Source organism: Gudongella ferriphila, assembly GCF_046224405.1.
GTDB lineage: Bacteria > Bacillota > Clostridia > Tissierellales > Tissierellaceae > Gudongella.
This window is the reverse complement of the sequence record NZ_JBJXRK010000018.1, coordinates 29,296-46,535: the sequence shown is the minus strand read 5'-3', so window position 1 is coordinate 46,535 and position 17,240 is coordinate 29,296. Positions and strand designations below refer to the sequence as shown.

General features: G+C 44.1%; 16 protein-coding genes. 2 read left to right on the top strand and 14 right to left on the bottom strand.

Annotation, left to right across the window (positions count from 1 at the left end):
* The 8 genes from ACKVDP_RS09780 to ACKVDP_RS09745 all read right to left on the bottom strand — a co-directional run.
* The coding region (locus tag ACKVDP_RS09780; protein ID WP_409228650.1) for a RidA family protein at window positions 1–190 on the bottom strand (190 nt) is incomplete at its 3' end.
* 20 nt (window positions 191–210) lie between these two features.
* Window positions 211–903: a M48 family metallopeptidase gene (locus tag ACKVDP_RS09775; protein WP_409228653.1), complete on the bottom strand. Its 693-nt coding sequence runs from the start codon at window positions 901–903 to the stop codon at window positions 211–213.
* Window positions 904–905: 2 nt separating this feature from the next.
* Window positions 906–3,335: an AAA family ATPase gene (locus tag ACKVDP_RS09770; RefSeq protein ID WP_409228649.1), complete on the bottom strand. Its 2,430-nt coding sequence runs from the start codon at window positions 3,333–3,335 to the stop codon at window positions 906–908.
* Window positions 3,332–4,441, bottom strand: coding sequence for a metallophosphoesterase family protein (locus ACKVDP_RS09765; RefSeq protein ID WP_409228648.1), 1,110 nt, complete (start codon window positions 4,439–4,441; stop codon window positions 3,332–3,334). Before ACKVDP_RS09765 ends, ACKVDP_RS09770 begins: the two co-directional genes overlap by 4 nt.
* A 127-nt stretch (window positions 4,442–4,568) precedes the next feature.
* Window positions 4,569–4,745, bottom strand: a complete 177-nt coding sequence (locus ACKVDP_RS09760; protein ID WP_409228646.1) for a hypothetical protein — start codon at window positions 4,743–4,745, stop codon at window positions 4,569–4,571.
* 20 nt (window positions 4,746–4,765) lie between these two features.
* Complete coding sequence (locus ACKVDP_RS09755) at window positions 4,766–6,469, bottom strand: aldehyde ferredoxin oxidoreductase C-terminal domain-containing protein (protein ID WP_409228645.1); 1,704 nt, start codon at window positions 6,467–6,469, stop codon at window positions 4,766–4,768.
* Between the two features lie 18 nt (window positions 6,470–6,487).
* Complete coding sequence (locus ACKVDP_RS09750; RefSeq protein WP_409228644.1) at window positions 6,488–7,642, bottom strand: iron-containing alcohol dehydrogenase; 1,155 nt, start codon at window positions 7,640–7,642, stop codon at window positions 6,488–6,490.
* Between the two features lie 41 nt (window positions 7,643–7,683).
* Window positions 7,684–8,181: a hypothetical protein gene (locus ACKVDP_RS09745; RefSeq protein WP_409228643.1), complete on the bottom strand. Its 498-nt coding sequence runs from the start codon at window positions 8,179–8,181 to the stop codon at window positions 7,684–7,686.
* A 222-nt stretch (window positions 8,182–8,403) separates the two neighbouring features.
* Between ACKVDP_RS09745 and ACKVDP_RS09740 the strand changes: the two genes are divergently transcribed.
* Window positions 8,404–9,921: a PucR family transcriptional regulator gene (locus ACKVDP_RS09740; protein ID WP_409228642.1), complete on the top strand. Its 1,518-nt coding sequence runs from the start codon at window positions 8,404–8,406 to the stop codon at window positions 9,919–9,921.
* An 18-nt stretch (window positions 9,922–9,939) separates the two neighbouring features.
* On the opposite strand, the gene ACKVDP_RS09735 is transcribed toward ACKVDP_RS09740, so the two are convergent.
* From ACKVDP_RS09735 to ACKVDP_RS09710, 6 genes are all read right to left on the bottom strand, one after another.
* Entirely contained in the window at window positions 9,940–10,728 is a 789-nt protein-coding gene (locus ACKVDP_RS09735; protein WP_409228641.1) for a 2-keto-4-pentenoate hydratase, read from the bottom strand.
* Between the two features lie 76 nt (window positions 10,729–10,804).
* Window positions 10,805–11,383 carry a DUF937 domain-containing protein gene (locus tag ACKVDP_RS09730; protein WP_409228640.1) on the bottom strand — a complete coding sequence of 193 codons (579 nt, stop codon included), beginning with the start codon at window positions 11,381–11,383 and terminating at the stop codon, window positions 10,805–10,807.
* Window positions 11,384–11,455: 72 nt separating this feature from the next.
* Complete coding sequence (locus ACKVDP_RS09725; RefSeq protein WP_409228639.1) at window positions 11,456–12,925, bottom strand: UDP-N-acetylmuramoyl-L-alanyl-D-glutamate--2,6-diaminopimelate ligase; 1,470 nt, start codon at window positions 12,923–12,925, stop codon at window positions 11,456–11,458.
* A gap of 111 nt (window positions 12,926–13,036) precedes the next feature.
* A complete protein-coding gene (locus ACKVDP_RS09720) occupies window positions 13,037–14,035 on the bottom strand; it encodes a pirin family protein (RefSeq protein WP_409228638.1) in 999 nt (332 codons plus the stop codon).
* A gap of 24 nt (window positions 14,036–14,059) precedes the next feature.
* Window positions 14,060–15,316, bottom strand: coding sequence for a serine hydroxymethyltransferase (locus ACKVDP_RS09715; protein WP_409228636.1), 1,257 nt, complete (start codon window positions 15,314–15,316; stop codon window positions 14,060–14,062).
* A 135-nt stretch (window positions 15,317–15,451) separates the two neighbouring features.
* Window positions 15,452–15,991, bottom strand: coding sequence for a putative immunity protein (locus tag ACKVDP_RS09710; protein WP_409228635.1), 540 nt, complete (start codon window positions 15,989–15,991; stop codon window positions 15,452–15,454).
* 153 nt (window positions 15,992–16,144) lie between these two features.
* Between ACKVDP_RS09710 and ACKVDP_RS09705 the strand changes: the two genes are divergently transcribed.
* Entirely contained in the window at window positions 16,145–17,218 is a 1,074-nt protein-coding gene (locus ACKVDP_RS09705) for a cobalamin-dependent protein (protein WP_409228634.1), read from the top strand.
* Window positions 17,219–17,240: the final 22 nt, after the last annotated feature.

Genomic DNA, 17,240 nt, shown 5'->3' with positions numbered 1-17,240 from the left:
CCTCCTTAAGGACCCTATCCACATTGGAAAGGGCCTGCCTTGCATGGTCTTTCACTCCTCCAGCTGGAAGCTCCCTTGTGTCAGGGTCCACTGAAAGCTGTCCGGATACATAAAGCATCCCATTTGATATCACTCCAGGGGAATAATGCCCCTTGTTTTCACTATTGTATTTAGGTTGCACCTTAATCATAACCATACCTTCCCTCTGTTTTATTTTTGACCATTCAGTTCCTTTTTCAGTTCTCTCCAATTTGGAATGAATCCGGTCATAAGCATCTTGAACCTGTCATTGTGAAGCCTTTCCAATATATGTGTCATCTCATGCACCACTATATATTCAAGCAGGCTCTCATCTCTAGTTGCCAATCTCAGGTTGACCCAGATTCTCTTGTCCCTTATATTGCAGGTACCCCAGCGGGTTTTCATACTCTTGATCCCAAACGCCTTAACCTCAACACCCATTATTGGCTCCCATCTCTTAATGTATTTGGGGACCATTTCCTTCAACCGCTCCCTATACCATTCATTGATGAGCTTTTTTCGCTTTTCTCTTGTATGTCCTTCTCTGACGAACAAGATGATCCTACCATCCTCCAGAAGAACCCTCTGCTTGGCCGATGTGGTCTGAAGCTCCAACATGTAATCCTTTCCCAAATAAGAGTGTCTTTCACCTGTAATATACTCCTTTGGCTCCTCCATATGGGACATCTTGAGCCTTGCTCTCTGATTCCTTATCCACTCCATTTTGGATTTTATGAAAATGATTGCTGCATCATCGCTCACTCCATTGGGAACAGAAATCCTAACCTCTCCTTTTGGAGGGTGAACTGAAAGCCTTAAGGTCTTTATGTTTTTTCTTCTTAACTTGATCCTTATATCATCTACAACTATTTCCTTTACCATATTCAAGCCTGTCCTACCTCAATTATATTGCCCTTAAGCTGAGAAGCTGTATCAGGGCTGCAGGTTGTGAATATGACCTGATGACTTTCTGCAAATTCCCTTATCATCCTAACGGCCATATCCTTTCTTTGGGGATCCATATCCACAAGACAGTCATCAAGAACGAGAATTCCCTTGCTGTCCTTAAGGAGATTTTCCGCTAAGGCCAGTCTCAGTGCCAGTCCTACAGAGTCTCTGGTTCCGGTTGAAAGAAGCTCAATTGGCATTTGAACCGACCCCACCCTCTCAAGGATCACGTCCATTGATTCCCCAATACCGCTTATGTCATAACTGTTCTGGGTCAGAATCCTCATGTACTTGGACATGGACTGGACCAATGGCTTGTCCGTGTCTCCATCCAGCTTTTCCTTGGTTCTCTTGAAGGCCTCTCTAATCCTAAGGAGTGCCTCTCCTTTGTCAAGGAGTCTGTTGAAGCTTTCCTGTGCGGATTTAAATTCAGTTTGCAGCTCCTCAAAGGAGGTCTCCGGAAGATTTCTCTCGCACTCCACATAGGCTTCTCTTGCTTCATAAAAGCTGGCACTTACACCTTCCACATCTTCCCTGGCTGTTCCTAGAGCTGCAAAGAACTCATCAACCTCAGAGAACTCTTCAGGAAGACCCTTTATACCCTCAAGCTCCTTTTCAACTAGCTTGACATCTGCACTCATGTCTATCATTTGATCCATCAGACCATCCTGTGAGCTGAAACTTTCCTTCCAGGAGATGAGCGTATCCTCAATTGACTTTCTATCCACACGCTTCTCAATGATTTTATTGTTAAGCTCATCAATTTCCTTTTCAATATCCGCTGCATCCCTTAATCCATCGAGACCCTTAAGCTCTTCTAGGGTTTTCTCCAGCCCCTCTCTTGAATCATCTCCAAGAAGGATTTTAAGCCTTTCATCCAATCTATTGCATACTTCCTCAATCATGGTCTGCTTTGACCGTGCGGAACGTGCTTCCTGAAGGGATTCCAACTGGAGATATTTTAGTCTGCTGTCAATTCCATCCTTTAGCTCCCTTATTTTTGCCGCAGATTCCTCCAGATTTTTCTCCCCTGCAGATATCCTTATTTCAAGACCATCGCTGCTTTTGATTGTTAAGATACCCTTTGCCGAGAACTGTTCTCCTTCTGCCGCCTTTATTCCTTCATCGAATCCTTCTGAGAAATAGATGTCCACACCATTTGGACTGTTGACCAGCTTCCCGCTTAGGCTTCCAGCATTGAGTACCATTTGGAGCTCTCTAAGTTCAAGACTTTCAGCCTCCAGTAGGTCCAGGTCCTCCTTGGATATTCCAATTAGGCCCTTAAGCTCCTCCTGCTTCATCCTAAGCTCATTCTCAGTGGCCACAATATCGTCAAGCCTTTTTTTAAGTCTTTCCCTCTCACCTGCCTTGGAGGCAAGTTCCTGCTCCCTTCTGAGCTTCAAAAGCCTTCCATTTAGCTCCTCAAGCTCCTCTGCAAGCTCCTTGCTTCTATTTTCCTTTATTGGCCAGCTCCTCTGAATATCCTTTAACTCCTGGATATCTTTCTCAAGCTTAATGATCTTGGGCTGCAGCTTCTGTCTAGTTCTTATATCAACTTCCAATTCTTCAAGCTCGTTCTTTCTTTTCCTCACTGCAGACAGACGCTTCTCCAGCTCCTTGAAACGGTTATAGGCATCCTCCAGCTCCAGCTCCCGCTTTCTGGCATCCTTCAACTGTTGGTTGAGCTCCTCTTTCTTATAAAAGCTCTCCAGAATCCTTCCACGACCTATCTTGTATGGATCGTTGATACCTCTGTTGTTCTCAGGATATTCCCTCTCAACATCCCATCTTTTGTACATTTCCTCAAGCTGGTCGTTGATTTTGCCCTCAAGCTCATCCAGAGAAACCCCGTCAAGCTCCATCACGGTCCTTCTCAGGAAATCTCCAATCTCAACATTTGTTCCATTGTGGGAGGTCATTCGTTGGACGGCATCCTTCAGTTCCTCCTGCTTTGCGAAGACTATCCTCCTATAGGTCTCCTCGCCGAATACCAATAGCTCCTTCATAATATCCTCAATTGAACCCTCGTCCTTCTTGATTGACCCGTCAGGCATTACAAGTGAAACTTCAGGTGTTGCACCCCATTCCTTCCTTAGAACATATTCCTCGTCTCCATGGGCAATATGAACACTGCCATCAATGAAGTCCCCCTCAGGATGAGGCATAAACCTCCTTTTGAACTCCTTGTCCTCCTTGGTTCGATCTCCAACCCTTATGGTGTTGAAAAGCGTCGATACCATCCCATTCACTATGGTGCTCTTGCCAGCTTCATTGGGTCCCAGGACTACATTAAGATTTTCGTCAAACTTCAGCTCAAGGTTTTTGAGCCCTGCAAATTGTTTGGTTGAATAGCCTCTTATGATCATTTCCTCACCTCCGAAATGATTTCATATGCCAGCTGCAGAGCTTCCTCATCCTCCTGAAGGGATAGCAACAGCTGCTCCGGAAATGATCCTTTTGTAAACTCCTTGTGGATCTTATCTGAATTTATTCTGATCTTTAGCTCCGAATCCTCAAGAATCAGGTGGAGAAGTCTTTCCTCAAGCTCTTCCTTCAGCTTCAATCTGTACCTGTAGGCTTCCTCATCAAGGGTTCCACTCAAGCTGATCCTTGCTATGGTGTTTTCTGTTCCCTCCTTGAAATGGTTCTTGATCCTGCTGTAATCCTCAAGCTGGTTAATATTAAACACCACATCCATAAAGCTGTATTTTCCTGTATCCACCCTCTTTGCATCAATCTCTCCACTGTCATCTACATTTACAATCCAAGCATTACCATTGTGTTTACAGTCAAGTCCATCCGGCTCAGGAGTTCCGGGGTTGTAAACCTTCCAGTTCTGCAGGGAGTCCTTCTCAGGATATGTTATGTGGGTGTGTCCCATCAGCCATACATTGACAGGAATCCTGTCAAGCTCATCAAGGGCCATGTTAAAGTACTGGTTGTCCAGATCAGGTGAAATTCCCGACAATGCACCATGTCCAACTCCTATGCTGATGACTTCCTTATCCATATCCATTTCCTTGAGCCATCCCAGATTGTTTTCCTTGGAGTGCTTTGAATGGCAGCCAGCAGGATAGATTACAGCCCCAAGTCCATATTCTCTTAGGTCATAGGGCTTTTCCTCCTGCAATAGTATAAGCCTGTCATCAGTGTATGAAAGGAAGCTTGACCATAGGTCAACCATTTCAGTGTGGTAGTCGTGGTTACCTGGAAGAATGACTACACATGCTCCCTCGAATTTTGACAGATGTCCTGCAACTGCAGCCTGGGTTCTCTTGTCTATTCCCTTGATCTTGTCAAAAAGGTCCCCGGCTATTACGAACAGGTCACAGCCTTCCCGGTTCGCCTGCTTGACCATCCTCTCAATGACATCAATTCTTGCTGACTTCAGTAGCTCCCTTATCCCTTCTGGGTAGCTGTTAAAGGTCATGCCTATATGTATATCTCCCGTATGGAAAATCTTGATCCCCACAAAATCCCTCCTTATTACAATCTGTGTAAATTCCAACCTAAGTCTATATTACCACAACAGTTGCCATTTTCCACATGAAAAAGGACACCCTTTTGGATGCCCCTTCAATCTTTATGCCAAATTAACTTTATCCTCCCGAAACCAGAATCATGACCTTTATGTCTGTATCGTTTTCAACTACCTGAAAAAGCTCCTCCTTTGACAATACCTTACGGTCAACCATGACTATGGTTCCCTGGTCTGTGCTCAATCCAGCACTCCTTATTGCATCTGCAACCGTCATACCACTCTCAAATTCAACCACTCTATCATTCACCTTAACCATTAGAATTCAAACAGTACATCCAGCTCATAATCGTCTATATCAAATCGTGACCCGGTTGCCTGCGACCTTTCCATTTTGAAGAATTCCGGTAGTCGGTCGTCCTTATCAGTCATTCCTGCCATCTTGTTGAAGCCTCTTTCTGTAAGCAGGGTTTTCACTCCCATTGTGGTGACGCGGGAGTATTCTGAAGATCCTCCGTACATTGCACCCATCATCTCCCCAAGCAAAGGTAGTGCGGGAACCACATGAGCAAATGCGAATATACACATCATGCTGTCGGCGAAGCTCATTGCAACCTGAAGCTTATTGGATACATAGGCCTGGGCGGCTCTACCCCTGTCATCAAATGCTCTTCCCATTGTTAGCCCAGCAGTATGGTCAGCTCCCATTGGACTTGTGGCATAGGTAATGCCAGTTCCTATTGTATTTCTAGGATCATATGCTGCCATTGCCTGATGCTTGACCACTGGTATTCTTTCACTTCCAAGCTCCTTGCCAACTGCTTCACATCCGTTTCCCATAACCTGTCCAAATCCGGTTCCATCGGCCATCTCCTTGAGCAGATTCAAGGTTCCTGCTGCATCTCCCCACTCCAGTTTCCCTGTTTCCATGCACATGGCAATAGCATTTGCCGTATCAATGGTATCAACCCCAATGTCATCGCAAATTCTGTCCATTCTTGCTATGGCATCCAAATCAGTGATCCCACAGTTTGGTCCGAACAGTGCAATTGTCTCGTACTCAAAGCCTGATGTCAGATAGTTTCCATCCTCGTCATTGTAGCAATTGGAGCACTGTAGGACACATCCAGGCTGACAGGGGATCTTGTTCCTCCCACCCCGGGTGGCTAGATTTGTCATAAACTTTGTTGCTCCAACCTCCTTGTATTGAGGGAACAGTTGTCCTGAGAAACTTTTAACAGGTAGTATCCCATTTTCGCCTGTCGCCTCAATGGTGGCGATGGTACCGATATTGTGGAAGGGATCAGTCTTGGCACCCTCTGCCACCATTTTATTCAGCCTTGAAGCCAGTTCATTGAATTTTTCCTCGTCGTTGAATTCAAACTTGAACTTTTCCTCAGGCTTTTCTATCACAATTGCCTTTAAGCCCTTGCTACCCATTAAGGCACCCAATCCTCCCCTTGCAGCTGCCCTGCTGGGATGTCCTGAATTGAACTCTGAAATCTGTATCGAGGCTGCCCTGTACATTCTTTCACCGGCTGATCCTATGGAGACTGTTGCAAGCTTGTCCCCAAACTTTCCCTTTATGGCGTCCACAAAGTCATAATTGTTCATTCCCCTATATTCTTCCGCCTCTTCAAGAACTGCCTTCCCATCCCTGGTGATCCTAAGTATCCATAGCTTGTCATTATCAGGAAGGCTTTTTACTGTAATAAGCTTCAGTCCATGGTCTGCAAGCAGTGCTGCTGCATATCCTCCAGAGTTGCTTTCCTTGATCCCTCCCGTAAGTGGACTTTTGCCTCCAACCGAAAGGCGATTGGCGGTTGTAAGTCTAGTACCTGCAAACACTGAAGTACAGAAAATCAGGTGATTGTCCTTTCCAAGAGGATCACAGCTTGGTGGTACGTTTTTTATCAGGTATTGAGCCACCAGCCCCCTTCCTCCAAGGTCCTGAAGCTCCTCCTCAAGAGTCTGCTTCTCAACTGTCAGTGCTCCCATATCTATTGTTAGTTTTGACCACATATCTTATCCTCCTTTACACTATGCATCATAGGCTGATTTTATAATATCAGCAATTTTACCACCGGTTATCCTGTATGGGGCCAATGCCAGTCCAGCATCCTGACTTGCCATAGGTGCAGTTCCCATTGCCTCCTCCAGTGATATCCCCAAGTCCTTGAGATTAGGTATGTCAACGGACTTAATCAGCTTTCTAAGAGCCATCTTCCCAATTTTACCTATCTCTTCAGGTGTTGCATCAATTGGGACCTGAGCACCTAGGGCCTCGCAAATCATCTTGACCTTCACATGCTCTGTCTTTGCAGCATATTCAATAACCTCAGGCAGTGATATTGCTACAGCCGTCCCATGGGGGATGTGGAATTTCGCTCCCAGGGTATGTCCAATGGCATGACCAACATGGACAAGGGCATTTGTAAAGGCCATCCCGGCAAACATGGATGCATAAAGCAAATTCTCCCTTGCTTCAATATTTGAACCGTCCTTGTAGGCGATCGGCAGCCACTTGGCAATTGTTCGAATTGCATCCCGTGCCAGAGCGTCCGATAGTGGATTGGAATGTCCACCTGTAATGGATTCAACCGCATGACTCAAGGCATCCACTCCTGTGGCTGCTGTAAGCTTGGGAGGCAGTCCAAGAGTAAGCTCAGGATCAAGTATGGCCAGGGTGCCAACACACACATCACTTATTACGCTATCCTTTTTCCCCAGGGATTCGCAGGAAATTACACACATGTTGGTTACTTCACTTCCCGTACCGCTTGTGGTGGGGATAAACACCAGTGGCACGCCGGGATTTAGGTTCTTTTGCACCCCAAAATATTTCATTATTGGCGGTGTGTTGTTCATAAGTACATTGATTCCCTTTGCAGTATCCATGGAGCTTCCTCCACCGATTGCAACTATGCAGTCAATTTCTTCCGATTTTGCCATTTGGGCCGCTTCCTCAACTACGGTGTCAGGAGGGTCAGGAAGCACTCCATCAAAGCTTACTGTTTGAATCCCAGCATTTTCAAGATTTTCAACAATCTTGTCCGAAATGCCTACATTTTTCAATCCTTTGTCAAATACCACCAAGGCTTTCCTGCAGCCAAGCTTCTTAACCTCAAGTCCTGTCCTCAGGGAAGATCCGCTTCCCATGATGGAAGGAACGAATACATTGTACTCTGTAATCATAATATTGACCTCCTTTAATACTTATGGATAACCTGCCACATCTATGCCGTTTCTGCCTTTGCTGCCTTTGGTTTGAATATAATTTTCAGGAAGAAAAGTATTCCTGTTATCAAGGATAATCCTCCTGCAAACAGTACAAAGAGCCATGTCAGCGTATGCTGTTCTGGATAGATCAAAGCCACTGTGAAATAACAGAAGGCATAGTTGTTGAAGTATGTATGGGAAATGTCTCCCAGAACTATCAGCAGGAAAATGCATAGAAATACCATCAGAAAAATGCTTGGCTGCATTCCTATGGTTGGAGCAAGCATCTCAACGCCTATAAACAAACCATATGCAAAGAGCAAACCCACCGCACCTCCACTGAAAATGCTCCTGAGATTTTCCTTCTTTGCACCTCCCAGGAAGAAAAACAGGGGAATCATAAATGCCGGCCATCCATCATGGATACCTACCAGACCCAATACAAAAAGCAAAACACATAGAAGTGAAGCTACCATAAAACCGATTTTCACCGTTGTTCCCTTAATTTTTGACATCTTTCACTCTCCTCTCATTCATTTGTTGTAATTTTCTATACTTTCATCTAGATTATATATAGAAGCTTGCCTATAGGTATAGGTGTAGATATACGAAAAGTCTATGCCGGCTTTGTACAGAATATACTAGTATAAAAAATTAACAAAGTATTTGATGTTTGTACAGAAGATTAAAAGATGGTAGAATACACTTAGATATAAACGATAAAGGATGTGGGATATTTGAAGTTTAAAGATCTTTTAGATGTCATTTCGGAAGATTACGACGTTTCCCATTCCACCCTGGGAAACTGCCCAAACGACATATCTGACCTTCGACTTATTGGCAAAACAAACAAATGGGACCCTGATGTTCTATATGTAGGGGAGTGGTCCCAGGTGGAATCCCTGCCGACATTTCCTGTAATGACCCTTACCTGGGACAAGCCCTACAATATATCTGTCGAGGGATGTCATGGCTATATCAAAAGGGATGATTTGGTTGGTGTGTTCAACCTGTCAAAGGATCTTATATTCGACAGTCTTAAATCTGAACGAGCACTGCTTCAGCTTATGAGGGATTTGACTGAGGAAAAAAGCATTCTATCAGCAATTAACACAGCTGCAAGACTTCTTGGGAATGCCCTTATACTGGCAGATGCATCCATGAATGTTTTGGCCTACTCCACCGTTTATGATATCGCTGATCCCCTGTGGGCGGAAAATATAAAAAGAGGAAGATACTCCTACGAGTTTATAAAGAAGGTTCAATCCAGCAAGGAAATGAGGGATTGGCAAAAAAGCGGGAAGGAAACCCAAACGATAACCTTGCCCGGTGACAATCAGCCAAAGCTGGTTGCCAGAATCACCCAGGATGGTCATATTAAGGGTGGCATTGTCATGATTGCCCATCATAAACCTATTGACAAGTCACACTATCATCAGCTCCCAATTGTTGGAAAGATGTTGATGGATGCCTTTATCAGGGAAACCTCCGGAACCACTGAGAATTCAGTGGCCAGCACAATTCTATACAACCTACTTGACGAAGAGAAAATTTCTGAAACTATGGACTTGGATGATATGGGTGATGTGAGCTTTCCAGCAGAGATGATGGTTGTAGTTGCAAGGTTTATAAAACCCGTGGAAAATAGATATTTGAAAAGAACCATTTCTGTGGAGCTTGAAAGGATTTTCCCCGAGGGATTTTCAGTCCAGTACAAGAACTATATGGCCATACTGGTACCTTCAGTTTCTCTGGAACAGGAGGAAGCACTGCAAAGGCTAATAGATAGTGAGGATATAGCCATAGGAGTCAGCTGGAAGTTTGATGATGTTTCTGATTTCAAGATATACTTCAATCAGGCGGTTTCTTCCATAAAACAAGCCCATTTATTCAGCAAGGAAGAAGCAGTCCTGTACTATACGGATTATTCATTCTACAACCTGCTTTACAACTATACAGGAAGGATTCCACTTTCCCAGTACTGCAACCCGGCACTTGGAAGGCTTCGGGACTATGACAGGGAAAATGGCACGGAATTCTATGATACCCTAAAGGTTTATCTCGATAACAACAGGAATATCAAGGAAACCTCAAATTCCTTGTTCATACACAGAAACTCATTGATATACAGAATATCAAGAATCAGTGAAATAATTGGCATGGATCTCAATGACTCAGGAAATCTGCATTCCTTGATGGATAGCATAAGAATCAGACAGTTTCTAGATTCACGCGGAAAAGGCAAAAAAAAATAGGGGCGGACCCCCTATTTTTTATTCAAATTTTACCTCTACCTTGCCTAGCTGGCTAAATTCAACTAGGAACTCATCTCCCGCTGAAGCTGCTGGCGATGCTGTAAAGGCTCCTGAAAGGATGACCTCTCCCTTCTTAAGGGATTGACCAAAATCGTGCAGCTTGTTTGCAAGCCATGCCACTCCCATTGCCGGATTCTCAAGAACTTCCTTGCCTGTACCCTTGTTTACAACCTCTCCGTTCTTAAAGAGGGTCATTTCAATCTCAGGCAAAGAAACTTGGGTAATATCCACCTTCTTATCTCCCAGTATATAAAGGGCACTTGATCCATTGTCTGCGATTGTGTCAACAAGCTTTATATTCCAGTCCTCAATTCTGCTGTCAACAATTTCAATTGCAGCACAAACATAATCAGTGGCCTCATATACATCTTCAATTGTCACATTGGGGCCGACCAGGTCCTCCTTTAGCACAAAGGCTACCTCACCTTCAACCTTTGGCTGGATGGCAACGTTCATGGAAACGACACCTCCGTTTTCAACCTCCATACTCCTGAAAAGATGTCCAAAATCAGGCTCTGTGATGTTTAACAACTGCTGCATTCCCTTGGATGTCAAGCCGATTTTCTTCCCAGTAAGATGGTCTCCTTCAGCCAATGCCCTCTTGACATTTCTCATTTGGATGTCATAAGCATCATCCACGGTCAGGTTGTTGTTTGTCATGGTAAGGGGTCTCATTGCTGTTCTTCTCTTAAGGGATTGATAAAGCTCCATTGATAGTTGTTCATTGGTTATTAGTTTTTCTTCCATCAGTATCCTCCTGTCAATTTATATTTAAAGCAAAGCACTGTCTAAGTATGGTAGCCAGACAGTGCAGGGTAACTATTTACTTCTTCTTCCCAAACATCCCGCCAAGCATATCCCCGATGTCATCAACTACACTTCCATCTTTGTCCTTGTCCAGAAACTGTGCAGCCAGGTCCATCATTCCTCCTTTGGCGCTTTTGCCGAGGGCATCGGTCACAAGGGATGCTATACCGGAAGTTCCTACACCCTGTTGCTTCTGTTGCTGTCCCATTACGCCCATCAGAAGCGGTGCAAGCTGGGATAGTATCCCTCCGACCTCATCCTTACCCAGGCCGGCTTCCTTTGCAATATTCATCTTTACCTGTTCATCCTTGGATGAGAGTATGTGACTTAGAATCTTCTCCCCGTCTTTTCTATCAATAGCTGAAGGATTCTGCAGCATCCCTTCAACATCATCCTCCTGGTGCTGCTGCAGGGCATTGAGAAGAGCCTGAGCTCCATCATCCGATTGAGCATTCCTTCCCATGGCTTGTATAATGGTCGGTATACCCAGGTCAACAACCTTCTTGACTTTGTCAGTGTCTGCACCAACCTGTCCACTTATTTTCTCTACATTCTCCCTGTTTGACAACATACTCATAAGATCCATCATATCCATACGGCATTCCCCTTTCATTGCTAACATTACATTTATACCCAAGTGATTCTTGATGACACTGAACTTCCAGATTCAACTTCCAAATCTTTCCCTGGCAAACTGAAGAATTATCATTTTCTCATCAAATGGTTGGTTTTGACCCTTAATTGATTGCCAAATCTCATGACCTTTTCCTGCTATAAGTATTACATCATCCTTTTCAGCCAAATTTATGGCTTTTCTTAAGGCTTCATACCTGTCGACAATCCTGAAGTAATCCTTGTTGGTTTTACTTATTCCAACGATTATATCCTCAATTATACTTTCAGGTTCCTCCCATCTTGGATTATCCGATGTTACAATGCATACATCACTCATTTCTGATGCTATCTTCCCCATTATCGGTCTCTTTTCACGATCTCTGTCTCCCCCTGCGCCAAATACTGTAATAAGTCTTCCTCTACATGATTTTCTAAGGGACAAAAGGACATTATATAATCCATCAGGAGTATGAGCATAATCAACAACTGCCTGAATTCCATCTCCAACATCGACTCTTTCCATTCTCCCTGGAACGTTGCCCAGATTTCTTACTGACTCACATATTGACTCGTAGGGTATCCCTTCCTGTATTGCTGCAAGAATTGCACCGGTAACATTGTAGACATTGAACTCACCTGCAAGATTGGTTTTAAAATCAAGCATTTTTCCTTCATTCTTTAGAGTGAACTCTATGGTATCAGAATTGTATCTTATATTACCAAGCCTTACATCCTGATTTTCTCCTTTGCCATAAATTATTATCCTTTTATTTGGGAAGTTTGATTCAGAATAGAATCTTTCCCCATATTGGTTATCACCATTTACGATGACATAATCCGTAGGCATCTCCAAAAATCTCTTCTTAGCCTGATAGTACTCCTCTATTGTCTTATGGTAGTCAAGATGATCCTGTGTGAGGTTTGTAAAAACTCCGCCTCTAAAGGTGACATCCTCAACCCTTCCCATATGGACACCCTGGGATGATGTCTCCATAGCAACATACTCAGCCCCAAGATAATCCATCTCATCCAACAGCTGCTGGATTTCAAGGGACTCTGGTGTTGTGTTGACAAGTGATTTCTGCATCATCTCAAATGTGGCACCAAGTGTTCCGATTACACCAATTCTCCTTCCGGCATTTTCAAATATCTGCTTGATAAAGTAGGTTGTGCTTGTCTTACCATTGGTTCCAGTAACACCAATTACTCTCAGCCTTTCTGACGGATGTCTGTAGAATTTATCCGACATGGCGGAAAGGGCCCTTCTGCTGTCCTTTACTTTTATATAGGTAAGACTATCGGGAATTTCCTCCACTTGCTTGTCTGATACCACTGCAATGGCACCATTATCAACAGCTGAGCCTATGTATCTGTTGCCGTCATCACTAAGTCCAGAAATGGCAACAAAAATATAATCTTTGGAGCATTTTCTCGAGTCATAGCAAATACCTTGAATATCAATATCTACGTTTCCATAAATTTCAACGTCATCACACATCCTGATCATTTTCTCCAGGTTCATTGGCCCACCTCCATTTGCTCCTAATGGATTTATACCCAATATAGTGAATCCGTCCCTGTTTACCGTTTTTGTGAATCTCCAAAAAATGAAACAGAGTGGAAATCCACTCTGCTAGGGTTTTTCCACTCTGCCATCTGGGTATTCAGCAAATCTTCCAAGAGACTTTTCGTGTGCGACCTCCTGCTCATGGAAAGGCCATCCACCAAACTGTGTCTCCTGATAATCCAGGTATGCCTGTCTGATTTCTTCCTTGGTTGTCATTACAAATGGCCCATAGGCCAATATAGGTTCATCTATCGGTTCTGACTCAAGAAGCAGCAGCTTGATCACTGAATCTGACATATTCTTAATAATGGTCTCTTCATCTGCCGAAAGGAACATATACATCTTTTTCCTCAGCTCCTTGCCTTCAACCATTGCAACTCCATCATAATAATTATACAGGGACCTATTCATTGTGCCACTGACCACTGGAAGCTCGTATTCCACTCCCGGATCCATCTCAATCAGCTGAATTGACAGTCTGTTGATGGGGTTGTTTGCCCATGAATTTTTTGTTGGCTCTACTGCCTTTATTCCATTTACTTCTCCCGCAATCAGAGTTATTCTTGTCTCCCTACCCTTTTCACCTATTGAGATTCTAGGGATATCCTCATTCCAGAGCATCTTGTAGTCCGGCTCCACCATCCTGTGTTCATGATCAAGACTCAGCCAGACCTGGAAGAGCTCCATGGTATTTGGCTTGTCATCATTTATCAAAGGAAACATCTCGCAATGCTGAAGTCCACTTCCTGCAGTCATCCACTGAACATCACCCTCACCGTATCTTCCCCTAGAGCCTAATCCGTCTGTATGGTCCACCAATCCTTCTGTAACTATTGTTATGGTTTCAAAGCCTCTGTGAGGGTGAGCCGGAAACCCTGGTACATTCTTGCCGTAGTACATCCTCCAGTCGGCACTAAGGTCAAAGCCTTCATTCTCTTTCTTCATTGAGCCGGGTCCGAGATTCCCGTTTCCAGCAGGGAAAAAATCCAGATGGTGCATTGATGCAACAAAGGGATTCTGTGTGGGCATCTGGTGCTTGTATGATCCTCTTTCTAGTATTGCCATATAATCTCCTCCAATTACAGTTTTCTAATCCATAAATGTCCCTTCCGGATATAGCGGAAACCTTGCAATAAGCTTCTGTGCATCTTCCTTGCACTCCTTCAGTACATTCTCATCCTTTGGGTTGTCCGCAACCCTATTCATAATTTCAGCAATCCCAATAATTTCTTCTTCCTTCAATCCCCTCTGTGTGACTGAAGTCAATCCAATTCTCACACCGCTGGTGATGCTGGGCTTTTCAGGATCAAATGGAATTAGGTTCTTGTTCACTGTTATTCCTATACCGTCCAATGCTCCCTGAAACACCTTGCCTGTAATCCCTTTTCCTCTCAAATCCACCACAAGTAGATGGTTGTCCGTTCCTCCACTTACAACTCTAAACCCTTGTCTTCCAAGCTCCCTCGATAGGGTTCTTGCATTTATGACCACCTGCTCCATTATCTCCTTGAATTCATCTGTAGCTGCATACTTGAAGGACCAAGCCTTTGCAGCCATTGTATGAAGGTGTATGGAGCCAAGGGATCCCGGAAATGTACCCCTGTCCAGAAGCTTTGCATGCTCTTTCTTGGAAAAGACCATTCCACTTCTTGCAGAGCAGAAGGTCTTTGTGGTTGAGGATGATACAAAGTCAGCATGGGGTATGGGGCTTGGGATAACCCCAGCTGCAACCAAGCCTGCAATGTGGGCCATGTCAACCATGAAGTATGCTCCAACACCCTTCGCTATTCCTGCAATCCTCTCGTAATCTATTAGTCTGGGGTAGGAGCTTCCACCAGCGATGATAAGCTTTGGATTCTCTTCCATTGCCATTCTTTCCAGTTCCCCATAGTCAATCTGCTCTGTTTCAGGGTTAAACCCATAAAATCTGTGCTCGTAGAAACCACTCATCCAGTTTGCAGGGCTTCCATGGGTCAGATGCCCACCCTGGTCCAATCTCATGCTGAGGATTTTATCTCCCGGCTTTAGTACCGCAGCAAAAACGCTATAATTTGCCGAAGTTCCGGAATAGGTCTGTATATTCACATGCTCTGCCTGGAAAAGCTCCTTTGCCCTTTCAATCGCCAACCTTTCCACCTTGTCAGCAACATGCGAACCTGCCTGGTAGCGTGCTCCCGGATAGCCTTCAAGTGTCTTGTTCGTAAACACGCTTCCACTCAGTTCCATTACCGGAACAGGCACAGTTGATTCTGACGCAATCATCTCTATGTTTTGTTCCTGCCTGTGTAGCTCTTCATCCACCAGTTCCGCCAATGTCGGATCTGTTTTTCTTGTTTCCTTAAGCATCGCTTCCCTCCTATGAAAATTCCCTCGAGTTTCATATCTTTTCACTTACCATCATTATATCTCATTTGCAAGTAATTTACAGAATGTTTTCACATTATTACTGATACAAATAGATTACACCCTCCATTCATCTGTTCAAGCCCTTTTAAGAAAATCCGCCCACTCCATTTCCAGCTTATCCACATTCTCCTGCCAATATGTCAAACGTTTAATATAGAAATCTATTTTTTCGCTTGCTGCCTCTTCATATCCAATCTTATTGTGTGAAATGACAATTGCCGTCAACTCATACACTGGTAGTCCAATGGCATGGGACCCCACATGAACAGTTGCTCCTGCGTGACCGATTGCATGGCAAAGGGCTATGCAAGCTTCATCGTCAATTTCCTTGGCAACTGCATGGGCGTCAAGAATTGCTCTCTTTGCGTCCTTCATCTTAATTTCACCCCTTGCCCACATTCTGCATGATTCAAGGCACTTTCTCGGTCGCATCTCCCCAGGAAAGACTGCTTCGAAATCACCTAGAGCTGCTTCCCCACAGTCAAGTGCCCAGAGCACAAGGGTCCTGTGATTCTGTTTGCCCATCCTCTCCACCAGCTCCTTGAGAGCTTTGCTGTCCTTGGAGAACAGTATCCTGTTCCTTTTCTTGATTTTAGCCTCAACGTCTTTAAACATCAAGCACCAGCTTCCTTCCATACGGAGTATATTCCTTATCTGTTTACATCTCCATTATAGCAATATTTCAACCTATATTTACACAATATCACGTTTCTGATATGATTAACTCATTATAATGCTTGAAAACTCTACCGGATAGGAGAATACAATATGAGTCTATTGATGAACTACAATGACCATCGTTTTGTTGAAATTGCACAGCTGATTTTCCAGGAGCAATTCAGACGTGACCCGAAATTGTACAGGGAAATGGATGAGAGAAGAAGGCGATTGATGTATGAGGATGTCGTCTACAACATCAGCTTCCTTATGACCTCTGTTTATTTCAGTGATGTCAAGATCTTCTTGGGCTATGCAACATGGATCTATGAGCTGCTGTGCAATCTTATGAAAGATCTGGACAGGGACAGGATAATGGTTCAGATGACTGATCATTACAGGATCATGTCAGAGATCCTGGCTGGTCATGCAAAGGATATTCTTACGAGAGAGGAACTCGAGAAGATTTCCTTGTACCTTAAGCTTGCCATTGAAGCGACTGAAAATGCAGTTACGGATATTGAGCATTCATCATCCTTCAATAATGGTGACTATTTCAATCTGAGGAAGGATTATCTGGATGCCCTGCTTACTGGTGATGCGAGAAGAGCACATAATATAATTTCATCTGCAAGAGACCAGGGTGTGCCTATTATTAATATTTATGAAGACATTCTTACAAAAACCATGCATGAGATCGGCGAGCTATGGCATAGAAACGTTATTACTGTTGACAAGGAGCACTATGCAACATCTGTAACCCAGACCATAATGTCAAGCTTCTATGACGAGATTTTTGAGAGTCCAAGAAAAAACAAGACACTTCTATCCTGCGCAGTTGGAAGCGAGCTCCATGAAATGGGCATAAGGATGCTTTCAGACCTGTTTGAGCATGGAGGCTGGGATACATACTATCTTGGAGCAGCGCTTCCTGAAGACTCCATCCTACAGGCAATTGGAGAGTACAAGCCGGATCTTGTTGCCCTTTCCGTTACAATGCCGCCCTACCTTGGTGTATGCGAGAAAATCACCCAAAGGATACGTCATGATTTCCCAGATGTAAAGATCGCAGTGGGGGGACAGGCCTTCAACAATACCGACAGGCTTTGGGAAAAGTGGGGTGTCGATTACCACTCACCTTCTGCCAATGAATTGTTGGAGTGGGCACAGGAAGCCATAGGGTAATGTCTGTTACTAAAGGAGACGG